We start from the raw sequence: 25,757 nt of genomic DNA on the forward strand, positions 1-25,757 counted from the left end.
GGTGCCGGCGCAGGTGTCGCCGTGCGCGGCGGCCGGGGCGTCCACGAACGCCCGGCCCGGGGCCCGGGTTCCGTGGGGCCGGGGCGGGTGCCCGGGGCCATGCCGGGGTCAGCCCTCGCGCGGCGCTTCGTGCGCTCGGTGCGCTTCGGCCGCTCCGGGGGCCCCGTGTGCTCCGCGCGGCAGGAACCGGACCAGGCCCACGAGCACCAGCTCCAGCACCGCCAGGGCCAGGACACTGCGGCCGAAGGCGGCGGCCGGGTCGCCGGCGCCGTAGTAGACCAGGCCGATCAGCGCGATCCCGAGCGCCCCGCCGACCTGCTGCACGGTGGACACCACCCCGGCCGCGGAGCCGGCCAGCCGGGGCTCGACGCCGGCCAGGACCACCGAGGTCACCGGGGCGATCACCAGGCCCATGCCGAGGCCGTCCACGAACAGCCCGGGTGCCAGCCACCGGACGCCCGGGCTGTTCGCGGTGAGGGCCAGCAGGCCGAGCCCGAGGGCCATCAGCAGCCCGCCGAGGGCGATGGTGCGGCGCTCGCCGAGGCGGGCGGTGACGCGGTGGGTGGTGTTGGAGGTGATCAGGTAGCCCAGGCCGATCGCGGTGAAGACCAGTCCGGCGCCCAGCGCGTCCAGGCCGCGGCCGAACTGGAGGTGCAGGGCGAGCACCAGGAAGAAGGAGCCCTGGCCGAGCCAGAAGGCGAGTTGGGCGAGCAGGCCGGCGCTGAAGGCGCGGTCGCGGAAGAGCCGGGTGTCGACCAGCGGGGTGGTCGCGCCGGTGGCGGTGGCGGCGGTGGTGGTGGCGGCGGTGGCGCGGTGCTGGTGCACGGCGAAGACGGCCAGCAGGGCGAGCGAGCCGCCCAGGCAGAGCCCGGTCCACAGCGGCCAGTGCAGCTGCGGGCCCTGGATCAGCGGCAGCACCAGGCCGGTCAGCGCGGTGGTGACCAGCAGCACGCCCACCGGGTCCAGGCCGGGCCGCTGCGGGGCGCGGGACTCCGGCAGGCTGCGGCGGACCAGCGGGAGGGCGGCCAGTCCGATCGGCAGGTTGATCAGGAAGCAGCTGCGCCAGCCGAGGCCGAAGAGGTCCGCGCGGATCAGCAGCCCCCCGATCAGCTGGCCGAACACCGCGCCGACGCCCATGGTCAGCCCGTACCGGGCGAAGGCCCGAGCCTGGGCGGCTCCGCTGAACGCGGTCCGCAGGATCGCCAGCACCTGCGGACCCATCAGCGCCGCCGACAGGCCCTGCGCCACCCGGGCGCCGACCAGCGCGACCGCCGTGGGGGCGAGGCCGCAGGCGGCGGAGGCGAGGGTGAAGAGGGCCAGGCCGAGCCCGAACACCCGGCGGCGGCCGTACCGGTCGCCGAGGCGGCCGGCGGTGACCAGGCCGGCCGCGAGGGCCAGGCTGAAGCCGGCCATCACCCACTGGACGGCGGCCGGGCCGGCGCCGAGGTCGCCCTGGAGGGAGGGGAGGGCGACGTTGACGACGAAGATGTCGAGGGCGGTCATGAAGGTGGCGGTCAGGACGACCGGCAGCAGCCCCTTGGGGGCCGTCTGCGCCGTCCGCGCCGTTGCCCCGGTCTCGGCCTCGGCGGGCCGCCGGGTGTTCAGGGAGGTGCTCATCTCGGGCTCTCCTCAAGGGGGTTGGCGACTCAAGCGGGTCGGCGGCCGGTGCCGAGGGGCGGGCGCGGTGGGGAGCGCCCCGCCCCTCGGCCGGAGCGGCGGTCTGAGGGGGTCAGGCGCCCGGTACGCGGTCGAGGAAGCCGTACACCGCGCCGATCCGGCCGTCCGGGGTGGCCGCCAGCACGTCGAAGCCGATCACCACCGGCTCCGCGCCGGTCGGGCCCAGGTTCCAGGTGAAGCGGGCGACGTCGTGGTGCGCGTCGACCGGGCCGAGGGTGAACTCCAGCCCCGGGAACTGGGCCTGGGCGGCGCCGATCAGCGCGTCGATCGCGTCCCGGCCGGTGACGGCGGCCAGCGGGTCGGTGTAGCGGCCGTCCTCGGCCCACACCTCGTCGACCAGCTTGCGGCGGGCCGCCGGGTCGGTCTCGTTCCACACCGCGAGGTAGCGCTCGGCGAGCTGCTGGAGGGCGGCGGTGGTGATCTCGGTCATCGTCATCTCCCGTGTTCCGGTGGGTGGTTGGCCGGGTCGTTCCCGGTGCTCACCACGGTAGGGACGGGCGGCCGACGGCGAATCCGTCACGTATGGGTATGGGGGTACGTAGCCTCCGCGAAGGTGTACCGGTGCCGTGGTCGGCAGTGGTGCGCGGCCCTGCTGGGTAGGGTCGGGGCATGCTGTACGGGAGGGAAGGCGAACAGGCCGCCGTGGACGGGCTGTTGGACGGGGCGCGGGCCGGACGCAGCGGAGTGCTGCTGCTCCGGGGCGAGGCCGGCATCGGCAAGACCGCGCTGCTGGACGACGCCGTCGCGCGGGCGGGGGAGGCGTTCCGGGTCGTCCGGGCGGCCGGCGTCGAGTACGAGGCCGAGCTGCCGTACGCCGGGCTGAGCCTGCTGCTCGCGCCCGGCCTGGACCGGCTGGACGTCCTGCCGGGCCCGCAACGGCGGGCGCTGGAGGCGGCGTTCGGACTCTCCGACGACGAGCGGACGGGCGACGACGGTGGGGCGGGCGGCGGCGGTGCGGGCGCCGACCGGCTGCTGGTCGGGCTCGCCACGCTCGGCCTGCTCGCCGAACTCGCCGCCGACCGGCCGCTGTTGTGCGTCATCGACGACGTGCAGTGGCTGGACCGGGCCTCCCTGGACGCCCTGCTGCTGGCCGCCCGGAGGCTCCAGGCCGAGGGGGTCGCCCTGCTGCTCGCCGCCCGCACCGGCGGCCCGTCCGGGGCCGGCGGCAGCCCGGCGGAGCGCCCGCTGGGCCTGCCCGAACGGCAGGTGACCGGCCTGTCCGAGGCCGACGCCACCCGGCTGCTGGCCCGGCGGGTCGGCCCCGACCTGCCGTCCACCGTCCGCGACCGGCTGCTCGCCGAGGCGGCCGGCAACCCGCTCGCGCTCACCGAACTCCCGGTCGCCGCCGGGCCGCAGCTACCGGCACCGGGCGGCCTGCCGCTCACCAGCCGGCTGCTGATCGCCTTCCACGGCCAGGTCACCGGCCTGCCCGCGGCCACCCAGACACTGCTGCTGGTCGCCGCCACCGAGGAGGGCGGGGCACTGGACGTCGTCCTGCCCGCCGCGGCCGCCCTCGGCGTCACCGCCGAACACCTCGCGCCCGCCGAGGCGTCCGGCCTGGTGACGGTCACGGCCGACCGCCGGATCGCCTTCCGGCACCCGCTGCTGCGCTCCGCGATCCTCCAACGGGCGCCGCACCACCAGAAGACGGCGGTCCACCGGGCCGTCGCCGGCGCGCTGCCGGACGGCGACCGCCGCACCTGGCACCTCGCCCTCGCCGCCACCGCCCCCGACGCCGGCCTCGCCGACGCGCTGGAGCGCACCGCCGTCCGCGCCGGACGCCGCGGCGGCCACGGCGGCGCCGCCGCGTACGAGCGCGCCGCCCGCCTCACCCCGGACCGCGACGGCGCCACCCGCCGGCTCGTCCTGGCCGCCGAATCCGCCACCGAGGAAGGCGAGTTGGTACGGGCCGAGGCGCTCGCCGACGAGGCCTCCGGCCGTACCGACAACGTCCTGGCGCACGCCCTGCTCGACCAGGTCCGGACCACCGCCCACTTCTGGCGCGGCTCCTACCCGACCGCCCACCGGCTGCTGCTCGACGCCGCCGGCACCGACATCGACCCGTCGTACGCCGTCCGGATGCTGCTCCAGGCCTTCCATGCCGCCTGGTACGCGGGGGAGGAGCCGGTGGCCGCCGTCCTGGACCGCCTGGCGGTCCTGCCGCTCGCCGCCGACGACCCCCTCGCCCCGCTCGCCCGCCACCTGCCCGCGGCCGTCCTGCCCGCGCTCGGCCGGCCCGCCGGCCCGCTGCCGCCCGTCCGGGAGGCCGCCGAGGCCGCCCGCCGGGCCGGGGCCGAGAGCCCGGTCGACCTCGTCCAGCTGTGCGGCGCCACCCTGGTCCTCGGACGCGACGAGGAGACCGCCGAACTCGCCGCCGAACTCGTCGCCGAGGCCCGCGCCAAGGGCACCGTCGGCGTGATGCCCACCCTGCAGTTCTTCCTCGCCGAGGCCGAACTCTTCCACGGCCGCCACCGCGACGCCGAACTCACCGCCACCGAAGGCCTCGGCCTCGCCCGGGACACCGGCCAGCACCAGTGGGTCAGCCAACTCACCGCGCTGCTCGCCCACCTGGCCGCGCTCGACGGCCGCACCGACCACTGCGCCGAACTCGCGGCCACCGCCCTCGCCACCACCGGCCCGCAGACCGCCGCCCCCGCCGCCGGCCAGGCCTGGGCCCAGTGGGCGCTCGCCCTGCGCGACCTCGGCCAGGGCCGCGCCGGCGACGCCGCCGACCGGCTCCACACCCTCACCACCGGCCCGCACCGCCACCACGTCAGCGCCACCCGGGCCGTCCCCGACCTCGTCGAGGCCGCCGTCCGCCTCGGCACCCCCGAACGCGCCGCCGAAGCCTACGAACGCTTCGCCCGCTGGACGGCCGCCGCCGACCGCCCCTGGGCCGAGGCCCTACGGCTGCGCTGCCAGGCCCTGCTGGGCCCGGACGAACTCGCCGAGACCACCTACCGCGCCGCCCTCTCCCGGCACGAAACGGCCCACCGCCCCTTCGAACAGGCCCGCACCGCCCTCCTCTACGGCGAATGGCTGCGCCGCACCCGCCGCCGGACCGACGCCCGCCCCCACCTGCGCGCCGCCCTGGAGACCTTCGACCGCCTCGCCGCCCACCCCTGGGCCGCCCGCGCCCGCACCGAACTCTCCGCCACCGGCACCCCGGCCCCCACCCCGGCCACCCCCACCGGCACCCCCCAGTCCCCCCTCACCCCCCAGGAACTCCAGATCGCCCGCCTCGCCGCCCAGGGCCTCACCAACCGCGACATCGCCGCCCAGCTCTTCCTCAGCCCCCGCACCGTCGCCCACCACCTCTACAAGGCCTACCCCAAGCTCAACATCACCTCCCGCACCGAACTCCCCACCGCCCTCTGACCCGCTCGGGCCCGGCGACGGCGGCGCGGCCGCGGAGCCCCGGACGCACCGGCGCTGTCCGTACGGGGAGTTGGACTTGCCCGCAGCGCGGCTCGCCCGGCGGCCGGGGCGGGGCGTCGTGTGCGCGGTGGAGCCTGCCTGCGGTCGGCCGGTGGAGGTCGCGGACGGCACCCGGGCGTCGGACCCGGCTGAGGAGTGGTCACCCGGCCGGTCGCGCACAACGACAGAGGGCCTGCCGGATTTCTCCGGCAGGCCCTCTGTACTGGGTCGGGGTGGCGGGATTTGAACCCACGGCCTCTTCGTCCCGAACGAAGCGCGCTACCAAGCTGCGCCACACCCCGGTCTTGCGGTTTGTCGCTCCGTCTCCTTCGCGACGAGTAGAACTCTACCGGACGCTCGCCGAGACACGAAATCCGGTTTCGAGCGGGCGTCCGGTGGGGGTCAGCGGGCTGCCGGGACGAGGGTGAGGAGGGTGGCCTCGGGGGGGCAGGCGAAGCGGACGGGGGTGTAGCGGTTGGTGCCGCAGCCGGCCGAGACGTGGAGGTGGGAGCGGTGGCCGCCGGCGGTGTGGGTGGAGAGGCCCTTGACCCGGCGGGTGTCGATGTCGCAGTTGGTGACCAGGGCGCCGTAGAAGGGGATGCAGAGCTGGCCGCCGTGGGTGTGGCCGGCCAGGATCAGCGGGTAGCGGTCGGCGGTGAAGGCGTCGAGGACGCGCAGGTAGGGCGCGTGGACGACGGCGAGGGAGAGGTCGGCGTCGGGGGACGGGCCGCCGGCGACCTCGCTGTAGCGGTCGCGCCGGATGTGCGGGTCGTCGAGGCCGGTGAACTCCAGGTCGAGCCCGTTCACGGTGAGCCGGCCGCGGGTGTTGGTGAGGTCGAGCCAGCCGGCCGCGTCGAAGCCGTCGCGGAGCTTCTCCCAGGGGTTGTGGACGGCGCCGGTGATGCCGCGGCGGGCGGTGCCGTCGGGGTTGTTCATGCCGTGGGCGCCGCTGCGCATGGCCTGGAGGTAGCGGGCCGGGTTCTTGCGGGCCGGGCCGTAGTAGTCGTTGGAGCCGAAGACGTAGACGCCGGGGAACTCCATGAGCGGTCCGAGCGCGTCGAGGGTGGCCGGGACGCCGAGCGGGTCGGAGAGGTTGTCGCCGGTGTTGACCACCAGGTCGGGGCGCAGGCCGGCCAGGCTCTTCAGCCAGCGCTGCTTCTTGCCCTGCCCGCTCACCATGTGGATGTCGGACACCTGGAGGACCCGGATCGGGCGGGCGCCGCGCGGGAGGACGGGGACCTCGATCCGGCGGAGGCGGAAGGCCCGGACCTCGTACCCGACGGAGTAGGCGAGACAGGCGGCGCCGGTGGCGGCGATGCCGAGGGGAACGGAGTACAGCGGTCGCATCAGCCCATGCTCTCAGACGGTCGATCAGCCTGTGTACGCCCGGAGTCGGGGGTGGGGGCGGTGGTCGGCGGGGCCTCCTCGGAGTCCCGGCGGGCGCGTAGCGCGCGGACCTTGTGGCGGTTGCCGCAGCGCTCCATGGAGCACCAGCGGCGCCGGCCCGGCCGCGAGGTGTCGACGAAGATCAGTTGGCAGTTGTCGGCGCCGCATTCCCGGACCCGGTCCGCGTACGGGCCGGTGAGCAGGGCGATGGCGTCCCGGGCGAGGGTGGAGACCAGCTGGGCCCCGTCGGCGGGCAGCGGGGCGGCCGCGGTGCCGTCGGGGGCGATCCGGGGGACCAGCGGCGGGTGCTCGGCGGCCCGGTTGAGGACGGTGTGGTCCGCGGGCGTGCCCCGGCCGCCGTGGGCGCGGGCGGCGGCCAGGCGCCAGAGGGCGTCGCGCAGGGTGCGGGCGGCGGCGAGCTGGGCGGGGGAGATCCGTACGGCGTCGGCGGGCAGTCGCAGCCGGGACGGCGGGAGCCAGGCGGCGAGGTCGGCGGGCCGGTGCAGCACCTCGTACCGGGCGTACGGGCCGGGGCCGCCGGTGGTGAGCAGTTCCAGGCAGAGGGCGCCGGGGTCGAAGTGGAAGCGCCCGCCCCCGGGGGTGGTGAGGAGCAGCCCGGGCGGGGTGGCGGGCGGTCCGTCGGCGGCGCTGCGGCTGGCTGCGTCGGTCATGCGGCCCAGGATAGGTGTAACTGGGATGAAGGGTTACGGGCCGGGAGGGCGGGCTATCAGGCGGGGGCGGCGGTCCGGTCCGGCCGCGACGAGCTGACCCGCGCTCAGAAAGCCCGCGCCGCCCGTGCCAGGAGCAGTGCTCCAGGCGCGGGCGGCGCGGGGCCGGCCCTCAGGCCGGGATGGCGTTGACGTACTCGCGCATCATCCGGGGCACCCGGTACGCGTACTGGTGGCCGCGCTTCACCTGGACGACGGAGAAGTCGACCAGCTCGGCCAGCACGTCGAGGTTGCGGGAGGGCTCCCGGCCGCCGTCGACCGGCTGCTGCCGGACGTCGTCGATGGAGAACTCCTCGGGGAACCGGGAGAACCGTCTGAGCGCCCGGCGCTGCCGTTCGTCGAGGAGCCCGTACGCCCAGGCGAGGCTGCGGTGCAGCGAGCGGTGGTGGGAGAGCCCGCCGACCTCCTCCTGGCCGAGGATCGGGAGCACCCGGCACTCGTCCACCAGGACGTGCAGGGGCACCGAGCGCATCCGGACGGCGGCGTTCTCGATCGCGAGCGCCAGGCCGCCGAGGCGTCGGCAGAGCTCGACCACCTGCGGCATCTGGTCGCCGAGGTCGAGCGTCGGGACGACCGAGTGCACCCGGCGGCAGAACAGTTCGGCGGCGGGCGGGCAGCCGTAGGAGCCGTCCGGGTGGTCGACCGACAGCGGCGCCACCTCCCACAGGTCGGCCGGGACCCCGGCGGGTGCCCGCAGCGAGGTGATCATGATGTGGAGCGCCGGGTGCCGCGCCAGCAGTGCCCTGACCTGCCGGGCCACCGTGTCGATGACGTGCTCGGCGTTGTCGACGACCAGCAGCAGCTGCGGCTCGGGGTCGGTCCGCGGGTCGCGGCCGACGCCCCGCAGGAGGGTGTCGAGCGCGCGCTGGGCCTGGGCCGAGGCGGCGGCGGGGTCGACGGCCTCGGGGGTGACCGAGCCGAGCTCCAGGACCGCGACACCGTCCCGGAAGCGGTCCAGCAGGTGGGCGGCGGAGTCCAGCGCCAGCCGGGTCTTGCCGACCCCGGCCGGTCCGGTGAGCACCAGCGGGCGGCCCGGCCGCAGGGCGGTCACGACGTGCAGCAGGTCGGCCTGGCGGCCGACGGTGACGTCCGTCTTGGGCCGCAGCCCCTGCCACCGCGCGTTGTCCGGGAGTTCGGCGACGCGGACCGGCGGTCCGGGCTCCGGCCGGGCGGGCAGCAGCCCGGCCGGGGCGCCCGCCTGGACGGCGTGGGAGAGCAGGGGGTCGTCCCGGTTGGTCGCCGCGGAGAACAGCGCGCCCACCAGGAGTTCCACGGAACTGCGCCGCGGATTCCGGATGGCGCCGGTTTCCAGATTACGAATGGTGCGGACGCTGACGGTGGAGTGTTCGGCTAATTGCTCCTGGCTCCATCCGACCATCTTCCGTTGGGTTACCAACATCGAGCGAAGCTGATTGTTGTCCATTCCCCCGCGCTTCCTGCTGTCGTGAGCAGAATAAAAGTCAGAAATCAGTGCGCCGTGCTGCGGCGCCAATCACTCCGAAAAACGATCGCCGTCGGCCGTCCGGCGGAGCGCAGGCGTGAGCGCCCGCGCCGACCGGGACCGCAGGGCGCCCGGGCCGCAAGGTGTCAGGGTTGCAGGGCGCCTGGCCGGCAGTGTGTCAGTGCCGTGGAATAATGAATCGGGGACATGGTGACGGTTTGTCGCGGCTGATCGTGGCGGCCTTCGGCGATGATTCGGGGATGATTCGACGGTGAGGTGACCGCCGCCTTCGGGCTGCTCGGGCGACGCGCGAACGAGTGTACTACGCGGACTATTTTCGGCGAAGCGGTCGCAGTGTTCGATGTACCCCTGCGGAACCGGCAACTTCGCTCCGGAACAGGCAGTTCTCGGCATTTCGGCCGAGAATGTGCGGGCATTATCGGCCACCTTGGCCGAATCCCGTCGTCCGTTCCCGGCCGGGGGCGTCGATTGTTCACGGACTCGACCGCCGCCCGTTCCCGGGCCGGACCGTTTCCCTGACCGTTTCCCGGGCTGCTTCCCCGGCTGCTTCCCGGGTCGGCCGGCTACCGCCCGCCCCGCCGCGCCCACAGCCGTCAGCGGGGCGGCAGCGGCGCGCCGACGGGCGACGGTCGGCCGTACTTGTCGGGGATACTCGTTCAACTGCGGAAACCCCGGTGGATGCCCACGGGAAACCGGTTGAGCCCACCCACAGCCGAAGGATAAGAAGAGGAAATGACAACGCTCAAGGAGCAGCTGCACGAGGACCTCACGGCTGCCATCAGGGAACGGGACGAACTGCGCTCGTCCACCATCCGGCTCACGCTGTCCGCCGTCACCAGCGAGGAGGTGGCGGGCAAGCAGAAGCGCGAGCTGTCCGACGCCGACGTGCTGAAGGTGATCGGCCGCGAGGCGAAGAAGCGCCGGGAGGCGGCCGAGGCCTTCGGGAACGCCGGCCGGACGGAGCAGGCGGCCCGGGAGCTGGCCGAGGGCGAGGTGCTGGCGGGCTACCTGCCCAAGCAGCTCTCCGACGAGGAGCTGGCCGCGATCGTGGCGGCCGCCGTGGCCGAGAGCGGCGCGACCGGCCCCCAGGCGATGGGCGCCGTCATGAAGCTGGTGAAGCCCAAGGTCGACGGTCTGGCCGAGGGCAGCCGGGTCGCCGCCGCCGTGAAGGCCGCCCTGGTCTGAGCCGCGGCTCAGACCAGGGCCCGCCCAGGGCCCGTCCAGGGTCGAACCCCGGGCGGCCCCGGCCCCGCCCCCTGGTGCCCCGGCAGCACGCCGAAGGGGCGCCCTCCGCACTGGAGGGCGCCCCTTCGTCATGTTCCGCGGCGCGGGTCACCCCGCCGGGAGGGCGGGTCAGCCGTTCCCGTTGCCGCCGCCGTGGCGGCCGCCGTTCCCGTTCCCGGGGCCGGGCGGGAAGGTGAACCCGCCGGGGAAGCCGCCGGGCAGCCCGCCGGGCAGACCGCCGGCCTGGTTGCCGGGCAGCCCGCCGGGCTGGCCCGGGTTACCGCCCTGCTGCGGCGGCGGGGGGTTGCCGGCCGGCGGCTGCTGGGCGTTCGGGTCGGTGGCCGGCGGGGTGGTGCCCGGCGGGGGAGTGGCCGGCTGCGGGTCCGGGATGTTGGCGGTCTGGATCGGCTCCACGGGCGTGCCCTTGAGCGCCTGGTTCATCGCCAGCTGCCAGATCGGGCCGGGGCCGTCGGCGCCGAAGACCTCGGGGAAGTACTTGCCGCCGATGGTGATGTTCTTCATCTTGACGCCGCCGGCCGGGCCGCCGAGCCAGACCGAGGTGGCCAGCGACGGGGTGTAGCCGCTGAACCAGGCGGCCTTCTTCTCGTCGGTGGTACCGGTCTTGCCCGCGATCTTGCGGCCGTCGTCGAGGCCGAGGGAGGCCGCGGTGCCCTTCTCGGTGACGTTGAGCAGGACGGCGTTGAGCGAGTCGGCGGTCTGCTCGGAGAAGGCCTGGCTGCACTGGGACTGCGGGACGGGGACGTCCTTGCCGTCGACCGTGGTGATCTTGTTGATCGCGATCGGGGTGCAGTACTTGCCGCGGGCGGCGAAGGTCGCGTAGACGTTCGCCATGGTCAGCGGGGAGAGCTCCAGGGTGCCGAGGACCATCGAGGGCACCTCCTGGAAGGCGTCGCCCTTGGCGGACTGGGTGATGCCCAGCTTGTTCGCCATCTGCTTCATCGCGCAGAGGCCGACCTGCTGCTCCATCTGCACGAAGTAGGTGTTGACCGAGCGGGCCATCGCCTCCTTCAGCTGGTACGGCCCGACCTCGCTGTCCTGTTCGTTCTTCACCGTCTCCTTGGGCTTGACGGTGTTCTTCCAGGTGCCCGAGCAGGTGGACATCTGGGGGTACTCGATCTTGTTCTCGGACGGGAACGCCTGGGTGTTCGACATGCCCGACTCCAGCGCCGCCGCGGCCAGGATCGGCTTGAAGGTCGAACCGGTCTGGAAGCCGTTGCCGCCGCCCATGGCCGCGTCCACGTTGAGGTTGACGACGGTCTGGTTCTTGTTCGGGTCCAGGCCGTACGGGCGGGTCTGGGCCATCGCCAGGATCTTGCCGCTGCCCGGCTCCATCATGGTCGCGGCGGCCGACACCGGGTCGGTCACGTTGACCTTCTTGGTGACGGCGTTCTGGGCGGCGGCCTGCTTGTCCGGGTCCAGCGTGGTGTAGATGTTCAGGCCGCCGGTGTTCCACAGCTTCTTGCGCTCGTCGGCGCTCTTGCCGAAGGCCGGGTCCTGCTTGACCACGTGGCGCACGTAGTCGCAGAAGAAGCCCATGCCGGCCTGGGCGGTGATGCAGCCGTTCTGCGGGTCCTTGTACTTCAGACCCAGCGGGGCGGCCTTCGCCTCCTTCGCCTGGTCGGCGGTGATGTGCTTGTTCTCCAGCATCTTGTCGATCACGACGTTGCGGCGCTTGAGCGTGTTCTCGGGGTAGCGCACCGGGTCGTACTGCGACGGGTTCTGGACCACGCCGGCCAGGGTGGCGGCCTCGGCGACGGTGAGGTCCTTGTTGCTCTTGCTGAAGTAGCGCTGGGAGGCGGCCTCGACCCCGTAGGCCTGGTGGCCGTAGAAGGTGATGTTGAGGTAGTTGGTGAGGATCTGATCCTTGCTCAGGTCCTCCTCCAGCTTGATGGCGACCTTGAGCTCCTGGATCTTGCGGCCCAGGGTCTTGCGCTGGGCCTCCAGGACGGCCGCCTGGTCGTCGCCGGCCTTCTCCACGTTGACGTTCTTCACGTACTGCTGGGTCAGCGTGGAGGCGCCCTGGGAGGCGGTGCCGCTCTCCGCGTTCTTGCTGATCGCCCGGAGGACGCCCTTGAGGTCGACGGCGCCGTGCTCGTAGAAGCGGGCGTCCTCGATGTCGACCTGGGCGTGCCGCATGAACGGCGACATCTGGTCCGCGGTGATGACGGTGCGGTCGCGCTCGTAGACCTTGGCGATCAGGCCGCCCTTGGCGTCGAAGATCTGCGTCGCCTGGGTGAGCGGCGGGGTCTTGAAGTCGTCGGGGATGTTGGCGAAGCTCTCCGCCGTGTCCTTGGCGGTCAGCCCGATGGCGCCGACGGCGGGCAGGGCGAGGCCTGCCAGCAGGACTCCGGAGAGCACGCTGACGCCCAGGAACTTCACGCCGTTGCCGGCGTGCTCCATCGGGGATCCGCCGGTCCGGCCGCGCGGAGCTCCGGTGTTGCCTGGGGGCTGGGTTGCCTGGGGGCGCTTCGGTGCCATGGGGAGAACCCTACGTCGCGGATTCCCGCACACCGGGGCAGGTGTTCGCCTAGGCTTGTCACAAGCTTGCGACAGCTTCGGTGCGTCAACATCGTTCACTCTTGTGGGCGAGAAGACTTGCCCGAATTACCCGCTGATGTCCGGGTTTTGAGGCAGCTGTGGCCTGCTGTGCCGGTGTGGTCGGTCGCACTCAGTGACGACTCCTGTGGCGAGAGTGGGGGTTCCGCTCTTGGCAAGGTGTGCGACCTGCGATCACTCCAACGAGTGAGCTGATCGCCACCCATAGTCCAATTGGGTCATTCGAGATTGAGCCCGAAGGGGCTGTTGCAAGCTGTCGTTCTTCCGTAACGTCCTCAACTGGCAACGGTGAATATGCCGTTGCCGCCGTGGGGGAGCCTCGATACGGGAGAGGACGGCGCCGGCATGGGCTGGGTTGACGACTGGAGTGCGCAGGCCGCCTGCCGCACGAGTGATCCGGACGAACTGTTCGTCCAGGGGGCGGCACAGAACCGCGCGAAGGCGGTGTGCAGCGGCTGCCCCGTCCGGACCGAGTGCCTCGCGGACGCCCTGGACAACCGGGTGGAGTTCGGGGTGTGGGGCGGGATGACGGAGCGCGAGCGCCGGGCGCTGCTGCGCCGCCGCCCGACCGTCATCTCGTGGCGGAGGCTGCTGGAGACGGCGCGCACCGAGTACGAGGAGTCCCTCGCGACCGGGGTGATACTGACGGACTACGCCCAGGCGGGCTGAGCCCGGCCGCACCACGCGGCCCGGGCCGGTCGGCCCCGCGGACGGGGGGCCGTGCCGCGCAGGGCCGGTGACCGCGCCGGGTTGTACCGCGCGGGGTCGGTGACCGCACCGGGTGGTACCGCGCGGGCTAGACCGCGCCGTTGAGCCGGTCCCCGATGGCCCGCAGCCCGTCCAGGTCGTGCACATCGCCCGGCAGCGCCGGCACCTCCACGATCGGCACGTCCGGGTACACCGAGACGAAGCGGTCGCGGGTACGGCGTTCGCGCCCCATGATCTGCATCCGCTCGGCGTGCAGCCGCAGCAGCCCGGCCGCGAGCAGCTCGGCCTCGGGCGAGGCGTGCTCCGAGCCGTTCTCCTCCAGGGCCTCGGCGGCCGCCAGCGCCCGTTCCGCGGTGAGCTGCGGTGCGCCCGTGCCGTGCACCCGGTTGAGCACCAGCCCGGCCAGCGGCATCCGGTCCGCGGCCAGCCGGTCCACGAAGTACGCCGCCTCGCGCAGCGCGTCCCGCTCCGGCGCCGCCACCACCAGGAACGCCGTGCCCGGCGCCTTGAGCAGCTGGTACGTGCGGTCGGCGCGCTCCCGGAAGCCGCCGAACATCGAGTCCATCGCGCTGACGAAGGTCTGCACGTCGGTGAGCAGCTGGGCGCCGAAGATCTTGCCCAGGGTGCCGGTGAGCAGGCCCATCCCGGCGTTCAGGAAGCGCATCGCGCTGCGGCCGCCGACCTTGGCCGGGGCGGTGAGGATCCGGATCACCCGGCCGTCCAGGAAGGACCCGAGCCGGTTGGGCGCGTCCAGGAAGTCCAGCGCCGAGCGGGACGGCGGGGTGTCCACGACGATCAGGTCCCACTCCTCGGCGGCGCGCAGCTGCCCGAGCTTCTCCATCGCCATGTACTCCTGGGTGCCGGCGAAACCGGCCGACAGGGACTGGTAGAAGGGGTTCTCCATGATCGCCCGAGCCCGTTCGGGCTCGGCGTGGGCCAGCACGACCTCGTCGAAGGTCCGCTTCATGTCCAGCATCATGGCCTGGAGCTCGCCGGTGCCGTTCACCCCCTTGACCACCCGGGGGGTGTTGTCGAGCTCGGTCAGGCCCATCGACTGGGCGAGCCGGCGGGCCGGGTCGATGGTCAGCACCACGACCTTGCGGCCGCGCTCGGCCGCCCGCAGGCCGAGGGCCGCGGCGGTGGTGGTCTTGCCGACGCCGCCGGAGCCGCAGCAGACGATGATCCTGGTCTTCGGGTCGTCGATCAGCTCGTCCACCGCGAGCCGCCGTCCGGTGCTCCGCACCCCGTTCGAGGTCATGCCGCCCCCTGCCGCTTCAGTTCGCCCGCCAGCCGGTACAGCCCGCCGAGGTCCACGCCCTCGCCCAGCAGCGGCAGTTCGTACGTCGGGAGCCGCAGCTGCTGGATGTCGGCGCGCTGCGCGCGCTCCAGCTCGACCCGCTCGGCGTGCTCCCTGGCCTGCTCCAGCAGCGGGTCGAGCAGCGGCTCCACCGCCGCCCGGACCTTCTCCCCGGTGCGGGTGCGGCCGCCGAGCCCGGCCTCGCCGAGCGCCAGGGCGACCTCCTCGCGGTGGTCCCCGTCCACCGCGGCCACCGCCGCCGCGTCCAGCACCGGCGGCCGGACCATGTTGACCATCACCCCGCCCACCGGGAGCCTCGCCTCGCGCAGCTCCTCGATGCCGTCGACCGTCTCCTGCACCGGCATCTCCTCCAGCAGGGTGACCAGGTGCACCGCGGTCTCCGGCGACTTCAGCACCCGCATCACGGCCTGCGCCTGGGTGTGTATCGGGCCGATCCGGGCCAGCCCGGCGACCTCGGCGTTGACGTTCAGGAACCGGGTCAGCCGCCCGGTCGGCGGGGCGTCCATCACCACCGCGTCGTAGCGCCGCCGGCCGTCCGGGTCCTTGCGCCTGGTCGCCTCGCAGGCCTTGCCGGTGAGCAGGACGTCCCGTACGCCGGGCGCGATGGTGGTGGCGAAGTCGACGAAGCCGACCTTCTGGAGCGCCTTCCCGGCCCGGCCGAGCTTGTAGAACATCTCCAGGTACTCCAGCAGCGCCAGCTCGGTGTCGATCGCCAGCGCGAAGACCTCGCCGGGCCCGCCCTCCGCGGCCGGCAGCCCGAGCTGGGCGCGGGAGACCGAGGCGATCCGGCGCTCCTCGTACGGGAGCGCGGCGATCCCGAAGAGCTCGGCGACGCCCTGCCGGCCCTCGACCTCGATCAGCAGCACCCGTCCGCCGTCGGCGGCGAGGGCCAGGGCCAGTGCCGCGGCCAGCGTGGTCTTCCCGGTGCCGCCCTTGCCGCTGACCACGTGCAGCCGGACGCCCTCCCAGTCGGGGTCGCGCCGGGCCGCCTGGCCGGGGGTGCGTGCCACGCTCCGTCTCCGTCCGTCTCCGTCCTACGGGCGTCCCCTCCTGACGAGGGTGCCCCTCGCCAGGGTGCCCTCCCGCGAGGGTAACCAGGGAGCGCACCGGATGCCCGGAGCACCTGGGCCGTCAGGCCGGATCATGCCCTGTTTGTGCCCCACCTCACACGCCTCGCGGCGGGCGGCGCGGATCGCCGCGACGGCTCGTCTAGAGTCTGGCCATGACCAAGTGGGAATACATGACGGCGCCCCTGCTGGTGCACGCGACCAAGCAGATCCTGGACAACTTCGGCGAGGACGGCTGGGAGCTCGTCCAGGTCGTGCCCGGCCCGAACCCGGAGCAGCTGGTGGCCTACTTCAAGCGGGAGAAGAGCGCATGAGCAAGGTCGAGTCGAAGCTCGCCGAGCTGGGCCTGACCCTGCCGGAGGTGGCCGCCCCGGTCGCCGCCTACGTCCCGGCCCTGCGGACCGGCGACCTCGTGTTCACCTCCGGCCAGCTCCCGGTCGTCGGCGGCAAGCTGCCGAGCACCGGCAAGGTCGGTGCCGAGGTGTCCCCGGAGGAGGCCAAGGACCTCGCGCGGATCTGCGCGCTGAACGCCCTGGCCGCCGTGAAGTCGGTGATCGGCGACCTCGACCAGGTCGAGCAGGTCGTCAAGGTCGTCGGCTTCGTCGCCGCCGCCCCCGACTTCATCGGCGTCCCGGCCGTCGTCAACGGCGCCAGCGAGCTGCTCGGCGCGGTGCTCGGCGAGGCGGGCGTGCACGCCCGCAGCGCCGTCGGCGTCGCGGTGCTGCCGCTGGACTCCCCGGTCGAGGTCGAGATCCTGGTGCGGGTCAAGAGCGCCTGAGCGTGATCACGGAGGCGGGGCCGGGCTCGTCCGGCCCCGCCTCCGCGGTGCCCGGGCGGGCCCGATCCACTCGTGAGCCTGGCGGGAATCGTCGGGCACGCCCTAGCATCCGGGCATGGACCATCGAGCGACGACGCTGCCGATGCCGCCCGGCTGGCCCGCCCGGATCCGGGCGGTCGAATCCGGCGCGGTGACCCCGCCGGTGCCCAGGGCCGCCGCGACCGTCGTGCTGCTGCGCGACGCCGCCGAGGGGCCGGAGGCCTACCTGCTGCGCAGGCGCACCTCGATGGCCTTCGCGGCCGGGATGTACGCCTACCCGGGCGGCGGGGTGGACCCGCGGGACGCCGAGGTCGAGCCGGGCTGGGCCGGTCCGTCGCCCGAGGAGTGGGCCCGGCGGCTCGGGGTGGACGCCCGGACGGCGCGGGCGGTGGTCTGCGCGGCCGTCCGCGAGACCTTCGAGGAGGCCGGCGTGCTGCTGGCCGGCCCGGACGCCGACAGCGTCGCCGCGCCGCGCGACTGGTCCGCCGAGCGGGCCGCGCTGGAGGCCCACGAGCTGTCCTTCGCCGAGTTCCTCCGCGACCACGGGCTGGTGCTGCGCAGCGACCTGCTGGGCGGCTGGGCCCGCTGGATCACCCCGGAGTTCGAGGAACGGCGCTACGACACCTGGTTCTTCGTCGCCGCGCTGCCGGCCGGCCAGCGTGCGGCCCTGGAGGTCGGCGAGGCCGACCGGGTCGCCTGGCTGACCCCGGCCGAGGCGGTGCGGGGCCACCGGGAGGGCCGCTTCGGCATGCTGCCGCCGACCGTGACGGTGCTGCGCGAGCTGTCGTCGGTACGGACCGCCGCCGAGGCCCTGGCCGCGGCCGCCGACCGCCCGCTGGCGCCGGTCCTGGGCCGGGCCGAGGTCCGCGGCGACCGGCTGACGGTCCGCTGGCCCGGCTACGAGGAACTGACCATCGACGGGGAGTTCCCCGAGGGGTCCTGAGCGTTCCACCGACGGGGACCGGTCGTACGAGCCGTACGGCCGACGCGCTCCGCACGACCTGCACCACCCGCACGACCCGCACGACCCGACCTTGCCGTACCGACGCAGAGAAAGGACCGACGCCCGATGACCCACGACGACGTGGCTCGCCGGACGGCACCCGAGCTGCCCGCCCGCCGCCTGAACCCCCGTGACCTCGCCTGCGACAGCCAGGTCCCGTTCGTCGAGGTGGCGCAGCGCGCCCTCGTCCGGGCGCTGCCGTTGCGGGCCCTGCACCGGCACGTCGGAGGCGGTCGGTGAGCGGACTCCTGCCGGGCGACCCCGCCGCCGCCGTCGGCGGCGAGGCCACCCCTCGGGCGCTGTGCGTGCTGGCGCCGAACCCGTCGCCGATGACGCTGGACGGCACCAACACCTGGCTGCTCTCCGAGCCGGGCTCGGACCTCGCGGTGGTGATCGACCCGGGCCCGCTGCACGAGGGGCACCTGCGCCGGGTGGTCGACCTCGCGGAGGAACGGGGCAAGCGGATCGCGCTGACCCTGCTCACCCACGGCCACGCCGACCACTCCGAGGGCGCGGCCCGCTTCGCCGAGCTGACCGGGAGCGAGGTACGGGCCCTGGACCCGGCGCACCGGCTGGGCTCGGAGGGCCTGGTCGGCGGTCAGCGCCTGGACGTCGGCGGCCTGGACCTGCGGGTGGTGGCCACCCCGGGGCACACCTCGGACTCGCTGACCTTCCACCTGCCGGACGACGGCGCGGTGCTCACCGGCGACACCGTGCTCGGCCGCGGCACCACGATGGTCGCGCACCCCGACGGCCGGCTCGGCGACTACCTGGACTCGCTGCGCCACCTGCACACCATGGCCTCCCAGCACGGCGTGCGGACCGTGCTGCCGGGCCACGGCCCGGTGCTCGCGGACGCGCTCGGTGCCGTCGACTACTACCTGGCCCACCGGGCGTCGCGGCTCGCCCAGGTGGAGACCGCGGTCGAGGCGGGCTGCCGGAGCGCCTCCGAGGTGGTGGCCCGGGTCTACGCCGACGTGGACCGGGCGCTCTGGCCGGCCGCCGAGCTGTCGGTGCGGGCCCAGCTGGACTACCTGGAGGAGCACGGGCTGATCCAGGGCGCCGACTGACCCGGTGGACGCGTAGGGCCCGGTGAACGCGGAAGGGCCCGTCCGGATTCGGACGGGCCCTTCCGCGTTCGCGGGTTCGCTGGTGTCAGCGCGAGCGGCGCGACAGCCGCTCGACGTCCAGCAGGACCACCGCGCGGGCCTCCAGCTTCAGCCAGCCGCGGCCGGCGAAGTCGGCGAGCGCCTTGTTGACCGTCTCACGGGAGGCGCCGACCAGCTGGGCCAGCTCCTCCTGGGTGAGGTCGTGGGCGACGTGGATGCCCTCCTCCGACTGCACGCCGAACCGGCGGGAGAGGTCCAGCAGGGCCTTGGCGACGCGGCCGGGCACGTCGGAGAAGACCAGGTCGGACATCACGTCGTTGGTGCGGCGCAGGCGGCGGGCGATGGCCCGCAGCAGCGCGATGGAGACCTCGGGGCGGGCGTGCAGCCAGGGCTGGAGGTCGCCGTGGCCGAGGCCCAGCAGCTTGACCTCGGTCAGCGCGCTGGCGGTCGCGGTGCGCGGGCCCGGGTCGAACAGCGACAGCTCGCCGATCATCTCGCTGGGGCCGAGCACGGCGAGCATGTTCTCGCGGCCGTCCGGGGAGGCGCGGTGCAGCTTGACCTTGCCCTCCGCCACGACGTACAGCCGGTCGCCCGGGTCGCCCTCGTGGAACAGCGACTCCCCACGGGCGAGGGTGACCTCGGTCATGGAAGCGCGCAGCTCGCCGGCCTGTTCGTCGTCGAGTGCCGCGAAGAGTGCGGCGCGCCGCAGAACGTCGTCCACGTGCTTCCTCCTTCTCGGCCGTACGGCGGGTGGGCCGTCCGGCGCAAGTTCCGTTCAGTGTTCTGCATCACCAAGCATGGCGCATGTCGCTCCGATCATATGAGGAGGGGGTGTGTCGGGGTGTGCCGTGCGGGGCCATTCGTACCGGCGGACCACGGGTCGGGCCCGGGAACGGGAGGCCTCCGACGGTTGTCGGTCGAACTCTTGTCCGTCCGACTCGAACAGGGAATCGCCCTCGCCGTGCGGGTGTCCGGTGCGCGGCACCGCGGACATATGTTTCACGGATAAATTACCTGTTAATCTTTTTGCATGGTCACCACCGCCCAGTTCCGCCAGGCACTTCGGGTCGGTCCGGCCGGGGACGGCTGGCACAAGCCCGCGCTCAGCGCCGTGGTCACCCTCGGCGCGCTCAACCTCACCCTGCTCGGCCTCGGCCGGCTCGACCTCGCCCTCTACACCTCGGCCGGCGGCCTGGGCGCGCTGTACGGGCACGGCCTGCCGTACCGGGCCCGGGCCCGGATGCTGGTCGGCGTGTTGCTCGGGACCGTGCTCAGCACCGGTGCCGCCCTCACCGCCGCCGCGCTGACCCGCGACGCCGTCGTCCTGGTCGCGGTCGCGGCGGTGCTCGCCGCCCTGCACAAGCTGCTCTGCGACGCCGCCCGGGTCGGCCCGCCCGGCAGTCTGATCATCACCTTCACCTCCTCCAGCTGCGCCTTCGTCCCGCAGCGGCTCGGCGAGGTCCCGCCGCACCTGGCGCTCACCGCGCTCGGCGCCGCACTGGCCTGGCTGGTCTGCATGGCCCCGGCCCTGGTGCGCCCGTACGGGCCCGAGCGGATCGCCACCGCCCGCGCCCTGGAGGCCGCGGCCCGGCTGCTGCGGACCGCTCCCGGCCGGCCGGACGCCGCCGCCCGTACCGCCCTGGTCGGCGCGGTCGAGGCGGCCCGGCAGAGCCTCGCGCTCTCCGCCCCGGCCCGGCGGCGCGCCCTCGGCGACGCGCCCGAGCGGCTGCTGGTCCGCGCGGAGGCCGCGCTCGTTGGACCGGCCCGGCCCGAGGACGCCGGGTGGTACCTCGACCGGGCCCGTGAGCTCCGGCGCGGCCGCCCGCTGCCGTCGCCCGACCTCACCGAGGCGGAGGCGGCGGAGACGGAGGCCGCGGCCGCCCGCCGGCCCGGCCCCCGGCCACCGCTGCGGCGGGCGCTGCGACCGGGTTCGGCGCTGCTGCCGATCGCGCTGCGCGTCGCGGTCGGCTGCGCCGCCGCCGGGTGGCTCTCGCTGGCGCTCGGCGTCGGCCGGCCGTACTGGGCGGTGGTCACCGCCGCCTCGGTGTTCCAGGCCAACAGCACGCTGTCCTGGCAGCGCGCGCTGCAGCGGGTGCTGGGCAACCTGCTCGGCCTGCTGCTGTTCACCGCCGCGCTGCCCGTCGCCCACTCGGGCCCGGTGGCGCTGATCGGGCTCGGGCTGCTCTGCCAGTTCGGGGCCGAGGCGACGATCGCCCGCAGCTACTGGCTGGCGACGGTCTTCGTGACCCCGATGGCGCTGCTGATGACGGAGTTCGCGGGCCCGCAGCCGGCCGGGACGCTGGTCGCCGACCGCTGGCTGGACACCTGCGTCGGCGCGCTCACCGGCCTCGCGGCCTGCCTGCTGGTCACCAACCGCCGCACCGCCACCCGGCTGACCCACGCCCTGGCCGGAGCCGAGGCCGCCGGCCACCGGGCCCTGGCCGCCGTCTCCACCGTCTCCGCCGCGAGCGCCCCGGAAGCGCGCGCCGCCCGCACCGGCCTCGCCGCCGCCCTGCTGGAACTGCGCGAGGCCACCGACACCGCCGCCGGCGAGTGGCGCCGCCCCGCCCTCCCGCACCAGCGCGCCGCCGCCACCGAGCAGCGGTCCCACCACCTGCTGGCCGCCCTGCTGGAACGCCGGGGCCGCGGGGACCAACCGGACACGGCCTAGGATCGACAGGGTCGAAGCCGACCGGCAGGCCGCAGAACGGGAGCAGCACGCGTGGAGGACGTCGTCGCAGGTGTGCTGCGCCAGTGGGAGCGGGCCTACCCGGGGCTGGACACCGGTCCGATCGCCGTCCTCGGCCGGATCAACCGCTGCGCCGCCCTGCTCCAGCAGACCCCCGACCCGCTCACCCGGGCCGGCCTCACCCGCGCCGAGTTCGACATCCTCGGCGCCCTGCTCCGCCTCGACCGCGAACTGACCCCCACCCAGCTCGCCCGGGAGAGCTTCGCCTCCGGCGCGGCCGTCACCAAGCGGCTGCGGCTGCTGGAGGAGCGCGGCCTGGTCAGCCGCCGCACCGACGACCGGGACCGCCGGGTCGCCCACCTCGCGCTCACCGAGCAGGGCCGCACCCTGGTGGACGGGCTGATCCAGGAGCTGGTCGCCCACGACCGCGCCCTGCTGGCCGGCCTCACCCCCGCCGAGCAGGACCGGCTCGCCGAGGCCCTCAGCGGCCTGCTGAACAGCCTGGAGGGGACGATCGGCCGCACCCCGGGCTGAGCCGACGGGCCCCGGCTGCCGGTTCGACGGGCTCCGACGAAGCGTCAACGGCGCTGCTCCGGTGGGAACGTATGCTCGCGGTGCGGTGTACGGGGGCGCGTCGGGTACGAAGCGGGCTCCGTACGTCGCGTGCGGCGTGTCGAGTCGTCTACCGGGAGCTCCCCTTGGGCCACAGCGCGGACCGAACCGGTGGCGATCGTCTCCGGCCGAAGCGCCCGGGCGGCTCGGCCGACCCCCTCACGCGGCTCACCCGGGGCATCGTGGTCATGACCGCCGTCGGCTTCTGTGCCGCCTCGGCGGTGGCCACGGTCCGCAACCACGACGGTCTGGCCTACCAACTGCCCGCCGTCGCCCTCCTGTTGGTCCTGCTCGGCTTCCAGATCGGGCACGCCGGCCCGTGGCGCCTGGCGCGGCGCTGGTGGCCGTGGAGCCTGGTCGCCCACGGGGTGCTCACCTACCTGCCCTTCCTGCTCCTCGACGGGACGTGGGTCGGCATCCCCGGTTCGTTCGCCGGATCGGTGCTGCTGACCGTCGCGGCGCCGCGCTCCTGGGCGCTGGCCGCCGCGCTGGTGGTCGCCCAGTACCCGCTCTGCGCGGCGCTGGGCGGGAGCACCGGCCAGTGCGTCAACGCGTCGGTGTCCATCGTCGTGGGCGGCATCGTGGTGTACGGGGTGGCCCGACTCGCCGACCTGATCGCCGAGTTGCGGGCGGCCCGGACCGAGCTGGCCGAGCTCGCGGTGGATCGGGAGCGGCTGCGCTTCGCGCGCGACCTGCACGACCTGCTCGGCTCCAGCCTCTCGGTGGCGGCGCTGAAGTGCCAGCTCGTCGAGCGGCTGGCCGTGGAGCACCCGGAGCGGGCCCGCGCGGAGCTCGCCGAGGTGCTGGCGCTGGTGCGGCAGGCGATGGCGGACACCCGCCGGCTCTCCAGCGGCGACGTCCGGATGTCCCTGGCGCGGGAGGCGCGTTCGGCGGTCGCGGCGCTGCGGGCGGCCGGGATCGAGGTCGAGGCCGACCTGGACTGCGAGGGGTTGCGGCCCGAACTCGACGCGGTGCTGGCCACCGTGCTGCGCGAGGCGGTCACCAACCTGCTCCGGCACAGCACGGCCCGGCGCTGCGGGATCCGGGCGGGCCGGGACGACCTCGGCACGGTGCGCCTGGTGGTCTCCAATGACGGCGTTCCGGACGAAACCGGCGACGTGCCAGGCGAGTTGGGCGAAGGTCCGGACGAACCCGGCGGCGTAGCGCGCGAACCGGGCGGCGGGCGCGGCATCGGGAACCTCACCGAGCGGCTGCGGTCGGTCGGCGGCCGGCTGACCGCCGAGCGGGACGGAGCGGGCTGGTTCCGCCTCGCGGCCGTCGTCGAGGCCGCGCCCGCCCGGTCGGCCGCCCGCGCCGCCTGACCGCGGTCCGCCTGCCCGGTACGGCCGACAGGTCCACGCGGCCCGGCTATTCGCGCATCCCCATCGCCTCGGTCGGCTCCCGCCGCAGGGCCAGCCAGGTGGTCAGCAGGACGGTGCCCGCCCCCAGCAGCGCCGCCCCGCCCAGCACCGCGGCCACCCAACTCCCGGGCGGCGCGGGCCAGGCCGGGCCGCCGAGCGCCAGGCCGACCGGGACCAGGACGGCGGCGGTGACCGCCGCGCCGAGGAGGAGCGCCACGGCGACCGTGATCCCGCCCTCCCAGGCCATCATCCGCAGCACCTGGCGGCGCGTGGTCCCCACCATCCGCAGCAGCGCGAACTCGCGCAGCCGTTCGGACGTGGCCATCACCATGGTGTTGACGACGGAGATGGCGGTGAACAGGCTGATGACGCCGAGCAGCAGCCGGGCCACCGCGGTGGCCGCCTCCTGCTGGTGCCGGCGTGCCGCGTCGTAGTCGGCCCGGTCGCTGATCCGGGCCATCGGGTAGGCCGGGGTGAGCCCCTGGAGTTCCCGGGTCACCTGCCCGGGGTCGGCGCCGGGGGCCGTGCGGACCAGTACGGTCGCCGCGAGCAGGTCCGGCAGGTGGGCGGCGGCGAATCCGGTGGGCAGCAACGCGTCGGCGAAGCGGTCCTCGCGCTCGTAGACGGCCGCCACCGTGGCGGTGCTGTCGCTGCCGTCATCCCAGCGGATTCGGACCGGGGCGCCGACGCCGACCTTGAGGCGGGAGGCCGTCCGCCGCCCCAGGGCGATGCTCTCGCCGCGCAGCCGGTCCAGCGAGCCGGCCGTCACCCCGGGGTCGAGCAGCTGTTCCAGCCCCTGCGGGTCCACGATCCGGGCGTCCGCCCCGGCGATGCCGCCGCCGTCCGCCGCGGAGCCCGAGGACACCATGACGAAGCCGGGGACCAGGCCGCCGGCCGCCGCGACGCCGGGCAACCCGCGGACGGCTTCCGTGAATTCCGTCGGCAGTCCGATGCCCCTCGCCTGGGCCACGTGGTCGGCCAGCAGCCGCCGGCCCTCCTCGGCGGCGCCGGCCTGCGCCTTGACGACCGGGACGAGCAGCATGCTGCCGTTGAAGGCCACCGCCAGCACCAGCGGGGTGACGGCGGCCGCGAAGCGGCGGGGCTGGGCCCGCAGGGAGGCGGAGGCGAGGAACCCGGCGACCGGGAAGAGCAGGCCCACCGGCCCGCCGATCACCACACCGGCGACCCGGCCGATCAGCGGCCCGAGCAGGGCCACCCCGAGCAGCAGCGGCACCACCATGCCCTCGGCCGTACCGGCCCCGGCGCGGCCGCCCGTCGAGTGGGCCAGCACCACGCCGCAGACGGCGAGCGTCGCCAGCCCGAGGCAGGCACGGAGCCGGCCGATCCGCGGCGGCGGCGCCGAGGCGTCGCGCAGCGCCCGGGTGGGTTCGACCCGGGAGGCCCGGCGCGCGGCGGCCCGGACGGCCAGCTGGGCGGTGACGACGGTGCCGCCGAGGACGACCAGTGGGGCGGTCGGCCCGATGTGCAGCGGCACGTCCGGGCCGGTCACCCCGCGGTCGGCCAGTACGCCCCGCAGCAGTGCGGCGAGGCCGGTCCCGGCCGGGAGGCCGACGACCGCGGCCGCGAGGGTCAGCAGCAGCGTCTCCAGCGCGATCATCCGCCGCACCTGCCCGGTGGTGGCGCCGACCGCCCGCAGCAGGGCCATCTCGCGCAGCCGCTGCTGGACGGAGAGCGCGAGCGCCCCGGCCACCACGAAGGTCGAGACGAGCAGCGACAGGACGCCCATCGTCCCGGCGAGCGAGGAGAGGGCGTCCCCGGGCCCGGACGTGCCGGTGAACTCCAGCTCGCCGCGCTCGTCGCCGGTGTGCACCCGGGGCCCGGACCAGTCCGCCTCGCCGTCGCGGGCCCGCGCCTCGGCGAGCGCCCGCCGGGCCTGCCCGGCCAGCGCCCGCAGGTCGGTCCCCTCCGTGACGGTGATGCCGATCGCGTCCGCGCCGGTCGTCGTCCCGGCGAGCCGGGCGGCCTGCCCGGGGCTGAAGAAGAGCGCGCTCTGGCGGGACAACTCCCTTGGCGGCGCGGCCAGTCCGGACACGGTGTAGTCGCGCGGCGCCCCGGTGGTGGCCAGCCGTACGGTGCCGCCGGGCGCGACCCCGGCGCGGGCGGCCGTCGCGGTGTCGAGGACCACCTCGTCCGGTCCGGCCGGGGCGCGGCCGGAGGCCAGCCGGAACGGGGCGAGGGCGGCGCTCGTCCAGGAGTGCCCGAGCGAGGGGCCGCCCTGCGGTCCGGACAGGACCCGCCCGTCGGCGGTGGCCACGGCCGCCGGGAAGGAGAGCTCGGGGAGGGCGGCCGAGACGCCGGGCAGTTCGGCGAGTGCGCCGGTCAGCGGTCCGGCGTCCGGGAGGCGATGGCCGTGGCCGATCACGAGGGGGGCCGCGGCGTACCGTTCGGTCGGGGTGCCCGCGCGCAGGCCGGACTCCAGCAGGACCCCGCAGGCGGTGGTCAGGACCAGGGCGCAGAGGAGCGCGGTGAAGGCGCCGGCGAAGCCCGCCTTCCGGGCCCGTACCGTCCGCCAGGCCAGTTTCAACACGTGGCTCAGCCCCCCGCCGGTACGCCCTCGATGACATCGCGAGCCTAGCTCCGG

21 protein-coding genes and 1 tRNA gene are annotated in these 25,757 nt (G+C 74.8%); 11 read left to right on the plus strand and 11 right to left on the minus strand.

What is annotated here, in order from left to right; all coding sequences use genetic code 11:
• Window positions 1-108: 108 nt before the first annotated feature.
• Both ACWDD9_RS09120 and ACWDD9_RS09125 read right to left on the minus strand, forming a co-directional pair.
• Window positions 109-1,617, minus strand: a complete 1,509-nt coding sequence (locus ACWDD9_RS09120) for an MFS transporter (RefSeq protein ID WP_449811200.1) — start codon at window positions 1,615-1,617, stop codon at window positions 109-111.
• 112 nt (window positions 1,618-1,729) lie between these two features.
• On the minus strand, window positions 1,730-2,107 hold the full coding sequence (locus tag ACWDD9_RS09125; RefSeq protein ID WP_380739122.1) for a nuclear transport factor 2 family protein: 378 nt from the start codon (window positions 2,105-2,107) through the stop codon (window positions 1,730-1,732).
• A gap of 179 nt (window positions 2,108-2,286) precedes the next feature.
• Here ACWDD9_RS09125 and ACWDD9_RS09130 point away from each other — a divergent pair, with 179 nt between their 5' ends.
• Window positions 2,287-5,055, plus strand: a complete 2,769-nt coding sequence (locus ACWDD9_RS09130; protein WP_449811201.1) for an AAA family ATPase — start codon at window positions 2,287-2,289, stop codon at window positions 5,053-5,055.
• A gap of 267 nt (window positions 5,056-5,322) precedes the next feature.
• Here the strand turns inward: ACWDD9_RS09130 and ACWDD9_RS09135 are convergent.
• The 4 genes from ACWDD9_RS09135 to ACWDD9_RS09150 all read right to left on the minus strand — a co-directional run bounded on the left by ACWDD9_RS09135 (window position 5,323) and on the right by ACWDD9_RS09150 (window position 8,631).
• Window positions 5,323-5,396, minus strand: a tRNA-Pro gene (locus ACWDD9_RS09135).
• Window positions 5,397-5,496: 100 nt separating this feature from the next.
• Window positions 5,497-6,441: a metallophosphoesterase gene (locus ACWDD9_RS09140; RefSeq protein ID WP_049658238.1), complete on the minus strand. Its 945-nt coding sequence runs from the start codon at window positions 6,439-6,441 to the stop codon at window positions 5,497-5,499.
• Complete coding sequence (locus tag ACWDD9_RS09145; RefSeq protein WP_449811202.1) at window positions 6,441-7,151, minus strand: CGNR zinc finger domain-containing protein; 711 nt, start codon at window positions 7,149-7,151, stop codon at window positions 6,441-6,443. Before ACWDD9_RS09145 ends, ACWDD9_RS09140 begins: the two co-directional genes overlap by 1 nt.
• A 169-nt stretch (window positions 7,152-7,320) precedes the next feature.
• A complete protein-coding gene (locus tag ACWDD9_RS09150; protein ID WP_449811203.1) occupies window positions 7,321-8,631 on the minus strand; it encodes a helix-turn-helix domain-containing protein in 1,311 nt (436 codons plus the stop codon).
• A gap of 771 nt (window positions 8,632-9,402) precedes the next feature.
• Here ACWDD9_RS09150 and ACWDD9_RS09155 point away from each other — a divergent pair.
• Window positions 9,403-9,855 (plus strand): GatB/YqeY domain-containing protein, encoded by a 453-nt coding sequence (locus ACWDD9_RS09155; protein ID WP_049658244.1) that lies wholly within the window; start codon window positions 9,403-9,405, stop codon window positions 9,853-9,855.
• Window positions 9,856-10,023: 168 nt separating this feature from the next.
• Here ACWDD9_RS09155 and ACWDD9_RS09160 read toward each other — a convergent pair whose 3' ends face one another.
• The gene (locus ACWDD9_RS09160) at window positions 10,024-12,315 is read right to left on the minus strand and encodes a transglycosylase domain-containing protein (protein ID WP_074001794.1); all 2,292 of its coding nucleotides are present in this window, start codon (window positions 12,313-12,315) and stop codon (window positions 10,024-10,026) included.
• A 501-nt stretch (window positions 12,316-12,816) separates the two neighbouring features.
• Here ACWDD9_RS09160 and ACWDD9_RS09165 point away from each other — a divergent pair.
• Window positions 12,817-13,140, plus strand: a complete 324-nt coding sequence (locus ACWDD9_RS09165; protein ID WP_030240986.1) for a WhiB family transcriptional regulator — start codon at window positions 12,817-12,819, stop codon at window positions 13,138-13,140.
• A gap of 127 nt (window positions 13,141-13,267) precedes the next feature.
• On the opposite strand, the gene ACWDD9_RS09170 is transcribed toward ACWDD9_RS09165, so the two are convergent.
• Together ACWDD9_RS09170 and ACWDD9_RS09175 are read right to left on the minus strand one after the other, a co-directional pair.
• Window positions 13,268-14,437, minus strand: a complete 1,170-nt coding sequence (locus ACWDD9_RS09170) for an ArsA family ATPase (protein ID WP_049656832.1) — start codon at window positions 14,435-14,437, stop codon at window positions 13,268-13,270.
• Window positions 14,434-15,507 (minus strand): ArsA-related P-loop ATPase, encoded by a 1,074-nt coding sequence (locus ACWDD9_RS09175; protein WP_074001791.1) that lies wholly within the window; start codon window positions 15,505-15,507, stop codon window positions 14,434-14,436. Before ACWDD9_RS09175 ends, ACWDD9_RS09170 begins: the two co-directional genes overlap by 4 nt.
• A 212-nt stretch (window positions 15,508-15,719) precedes the next feature.
• Between ACWDD9_RS09175 and ACWDD9_RS09180 the strand changes: the two genes are divergently transcribed.
• The 5 genes from ACWDD9_RS09180 (at window position 15,720) to ACWDD9_RS09200 (ending at window position 18,454) form a co-directional block, all read left to right on the plus strand.
• A complete protein-coding gene (locus tag ACWDD9_RS09180) occupies window positions 15,720-15,878 on the plus strand; it encodes a DUF4177 domain-containing protein (protein WP_158835332.1) in 159 nt (52 codons plus the stop codon).
• The gene (locus tag ACWDD9_RS09185) at window positions 15,875-16,342 is read left to right on the plus strand and encodes a RidA family protein (protein WP_049656835.1); all 468 of its coding nucleotides are present in this window, start codon (window positions 15,875-15,877) and stop codon (window positions 16,340-16,342) included. Before ACWDD9_RS09180 ends, ACWDD9_RS09185 begins: the two co-directional genes overlap by 4 nt.
• Window positions 16,343-16,457: 115 nt before the next feature.
• Complete coding sequence (locus tag ACWDD9_RS09190; protein WP_074001790.1) at window positions 16,458-17,324, plus strand: NUDIX hydrolase; 867 nt, start codon at window positions 16,458-16,460, stop codon at window positions 17,322-17,324.
• A 126-nt stretch (window positions 17,325-17,450) separates the two neighbouring features.
• Window positions 17,451-17,624 (plus strand): hypothetical protein, encoded by a 174-nt coding sequence (locus ACWDD9_RS09195; protein ID WP_158077682.1) that lies wholly within the window; start codon window positions 17,451-17,453, stop codon window positions 17,622-17,624.
• Complete coding sequence (locus ACWDD9_RS09200; protein WP_049656840.1) at window positions 17,621-18,454, plus strand: MBL fold metallo-hydrolase; 834 nt, start codon at window positions 17,621-17,623, stop codon at window positions 18,452-18,454. The genes ACWDD9_RS09195 and ACWDD9_RS09200 overlap by 4 nt, the downstream gene beginning before the upstream one ends.
• Before the next feature lie 85 nt (window positions 18,455-18,539).
• Here ACWDD9_RS09200 and ACWDD9_RS09205 read toward each other — a convergent pair whose 3' ends face one another.
• The gene (locus tag ACWDD9_RS09205; RefSeq protein ID WP_030288117.1) at window positions 18,540-19,214 is read right to left on the minus strand and encodes a Crp/Fnr family transcriptional regulator; all 675 of its coding nucleotides are present in this window, start codon (window positions 19,212-19,214) and stop codon (window positions 18,540-18,542) included.
• A gap of 309 nt (window positions 19,215-19,523) precedes the next feature.
• Here ACWDD9_RS09205 and ACWDD9_RS09210 point away from each other — a divergent pair, with 309 nt between their 5' ends.
• The 3 genes from ACWDD9_RS09210 (at window position 19,524) to ACWDD9_RS09220 (ending at window position 23,116) form a co-directional block, all read left to right on the plus strand.
• Window positions 19,524-21,164, plus strand: coding sequence for an FUSC family protein (locus ACWDD9_RS09210; RefSeq protein ID WP_449811204.1), 1,641 nt, complete (start codon window positions 19,524-19,526; stop codon window positions 21,162-21,164).
• A gap of 51 nt (window positions 21,165-21,215) precedes the next feature.
• Complete coding sequence (locus tag ACWDD9_RS09215; RefSeq protein WP_049659810.1) at window positions 21,216-21,716, plus strand: MarR family winged helix-turn-helix transcriptional regulator; 501 nt, start codon at window positions 21,216-21,218, stop codon at window positions 21,714-21,716.
• A 266-nt stretch (window positions 21,717-21,982) separates the two neighbouring features.
• Window positions 21,983-23,116 (plus strand): sensor histidine kinase, encoded by a 1,134-nt coding sequence (locus tag ACWDD9_RS09220; RefSeq protein ID WP_449811205.1) that lies wholly within the window; start codon window positions 21,983-21,985, stop codon window positions 23,114-23,116.
• A 46-nt stretch (window positions 23,117-23,162) separates the two neighbouring features.
• Here ACWDD9_RS09220 and ACWDD9_RS09225 read toward each other — a convergent pair whose 3' ends face one another.
• Window positions 23,163-25,703 (minus strand): ABC transporter permease, encoded by a 2,541-nt coding sequence (locus ACWDD9_RS09225; RefSeq protein ID WP_449811206.1) that lies wholly within the window; start codon window positions 25,701-25,703, stop codon window positions 23,163-23,165.
• Window positions 25,704-25,757 lie beyond the last annotated feature (54 nt).

Source organism: Kitasatospora sp. NPDC001119, assembly GCF_053598475.1.

What these genes read in the sequence shown, in the direction of transcription:
- ACWDD9_RS09145 (WP_449811202.1), bottom strand. Translation starts at nt 7,151, where the DNA reads ATGACCGACGCAGCCAGCCGCAGCGCCGCCGACGGACCGCCCGCCACC.
- ACWDD9_RS09165 (WP_030240986.1), top strand. Translation starts at nt 12,817, where the DNA reads ATGGGCTGGGTTGACGACTGGAGTGCGCAGGCCGCCTGCCGCACGAGT.
- ACWDD9_RS09185 (WP_049656835.1), top strand. Translation starts at nt 15,875, where the DNA reads ATGAGCAAGGTCGAGTCGAAGCTCGCCGAGCTGGGCCTGACCCTGCCG.
- ACWDD9_RS09180 (WP_158835332.1), top strand. Translation starts at nt 15,720, where the DNA reads ATGACCAAGTGGGAATACATGACGGCGCCCCTGCTGGTGCACGCGACC.
- ACWDD9_RS09190 (WP_074001790.1), top strand. Translation starts at nt 16,458, where the DNA reads ATGGACCATCGAGCGACGACGCTGCCGATGCCGCCCGGCTGGCCCGCC.
- ACWDD9_RS09155 (WP_049658244.1), top strand. Translation starts at nt 9,403, where the DNA reads ATGACAACGCTCAAGGAGCAGCTGCACGAGGACCTCACGGCTGCCATC.
- ACWDD9_RS09220 (WP_449811205.1), top strand. Translation starts at nt 21,983, where the DNA reads ATGACCGCCGTCGGCTTCTGTGCCGCCTCGGCGGTGGCCACGGTCCGC.
- ACWDD9_RS09160 (WP_074001794.1), bottom strand. Translation starts at nt 12,315, where the DNA reads ATGGAGCACGCCGGCAACGGCGTGAAGTTCCTGGGCGTCAGCGTGCTC.
- ACWDD9_RS09150 (WP_449811203.1), bottom strand. Translation starts at nt 8,631, where the DNA reads ATGGACAACAATCAGCTTCGCTCGATGTTGGTAACCCAACGGAAGATG.
- ACWDD9_RS09170 (WP_049656832.1), bottom strand. Translation starts at nt 14,437, where the DNA reads ATGACCTCGAACGGGGTGCGGAGCACCGGACGGCGGCTCGCGGTGGAC.
- ACWDD9_RS09210 (WP_449811204.1), top strand. Translation starts at nt 19,524, where the DNA reads ATGGTCACCACCGCCCAGTTCCGCCAGGCACTTCGGGTCGGTCCGGCC.
- ACWDD9_RS09125 (WP_380739122.1), bottom strand. Translation starts at nt 2,107, where the DNA reads ATGACCGAGATCACCACCGCCGCCCTCCAGCAGCTCGCCGAGCGCTAC.
- ACWDD9_RS09130 (WP_449811201.1), top strand. Translation starts at nt 2,287, where the DNA reads ATGCTGTACGGGAGGGAAGGCGAACAGGCCGCCGTGGACGGGCTGTTG.
- ACWDD9_RS09140 (WP_049658238.1), bottom strand. Translation starts at nt 6,441, where the DNA reads ATGCGACCGCTGTACTCCGTTCCCCTCGGCATCGCCGCCACCGGCGCC.
- ACWDD9_RS09120 (WP_449811200.1), bottom strand. Translation starts at nt 1,617, where the DNA reads ATGAGCACCTCCCTGAACACCCGGCGGCCCGCCGAGGCCGAGACCGGG.
- ACWDD9_RS09195 (WP_158077682.1), top strand. Translation starts at nt 17,451, where the DNA reads ATGACCCACGACGACGTGGCTCGCCGGACGGCACCCGAGCTGCCCGCC.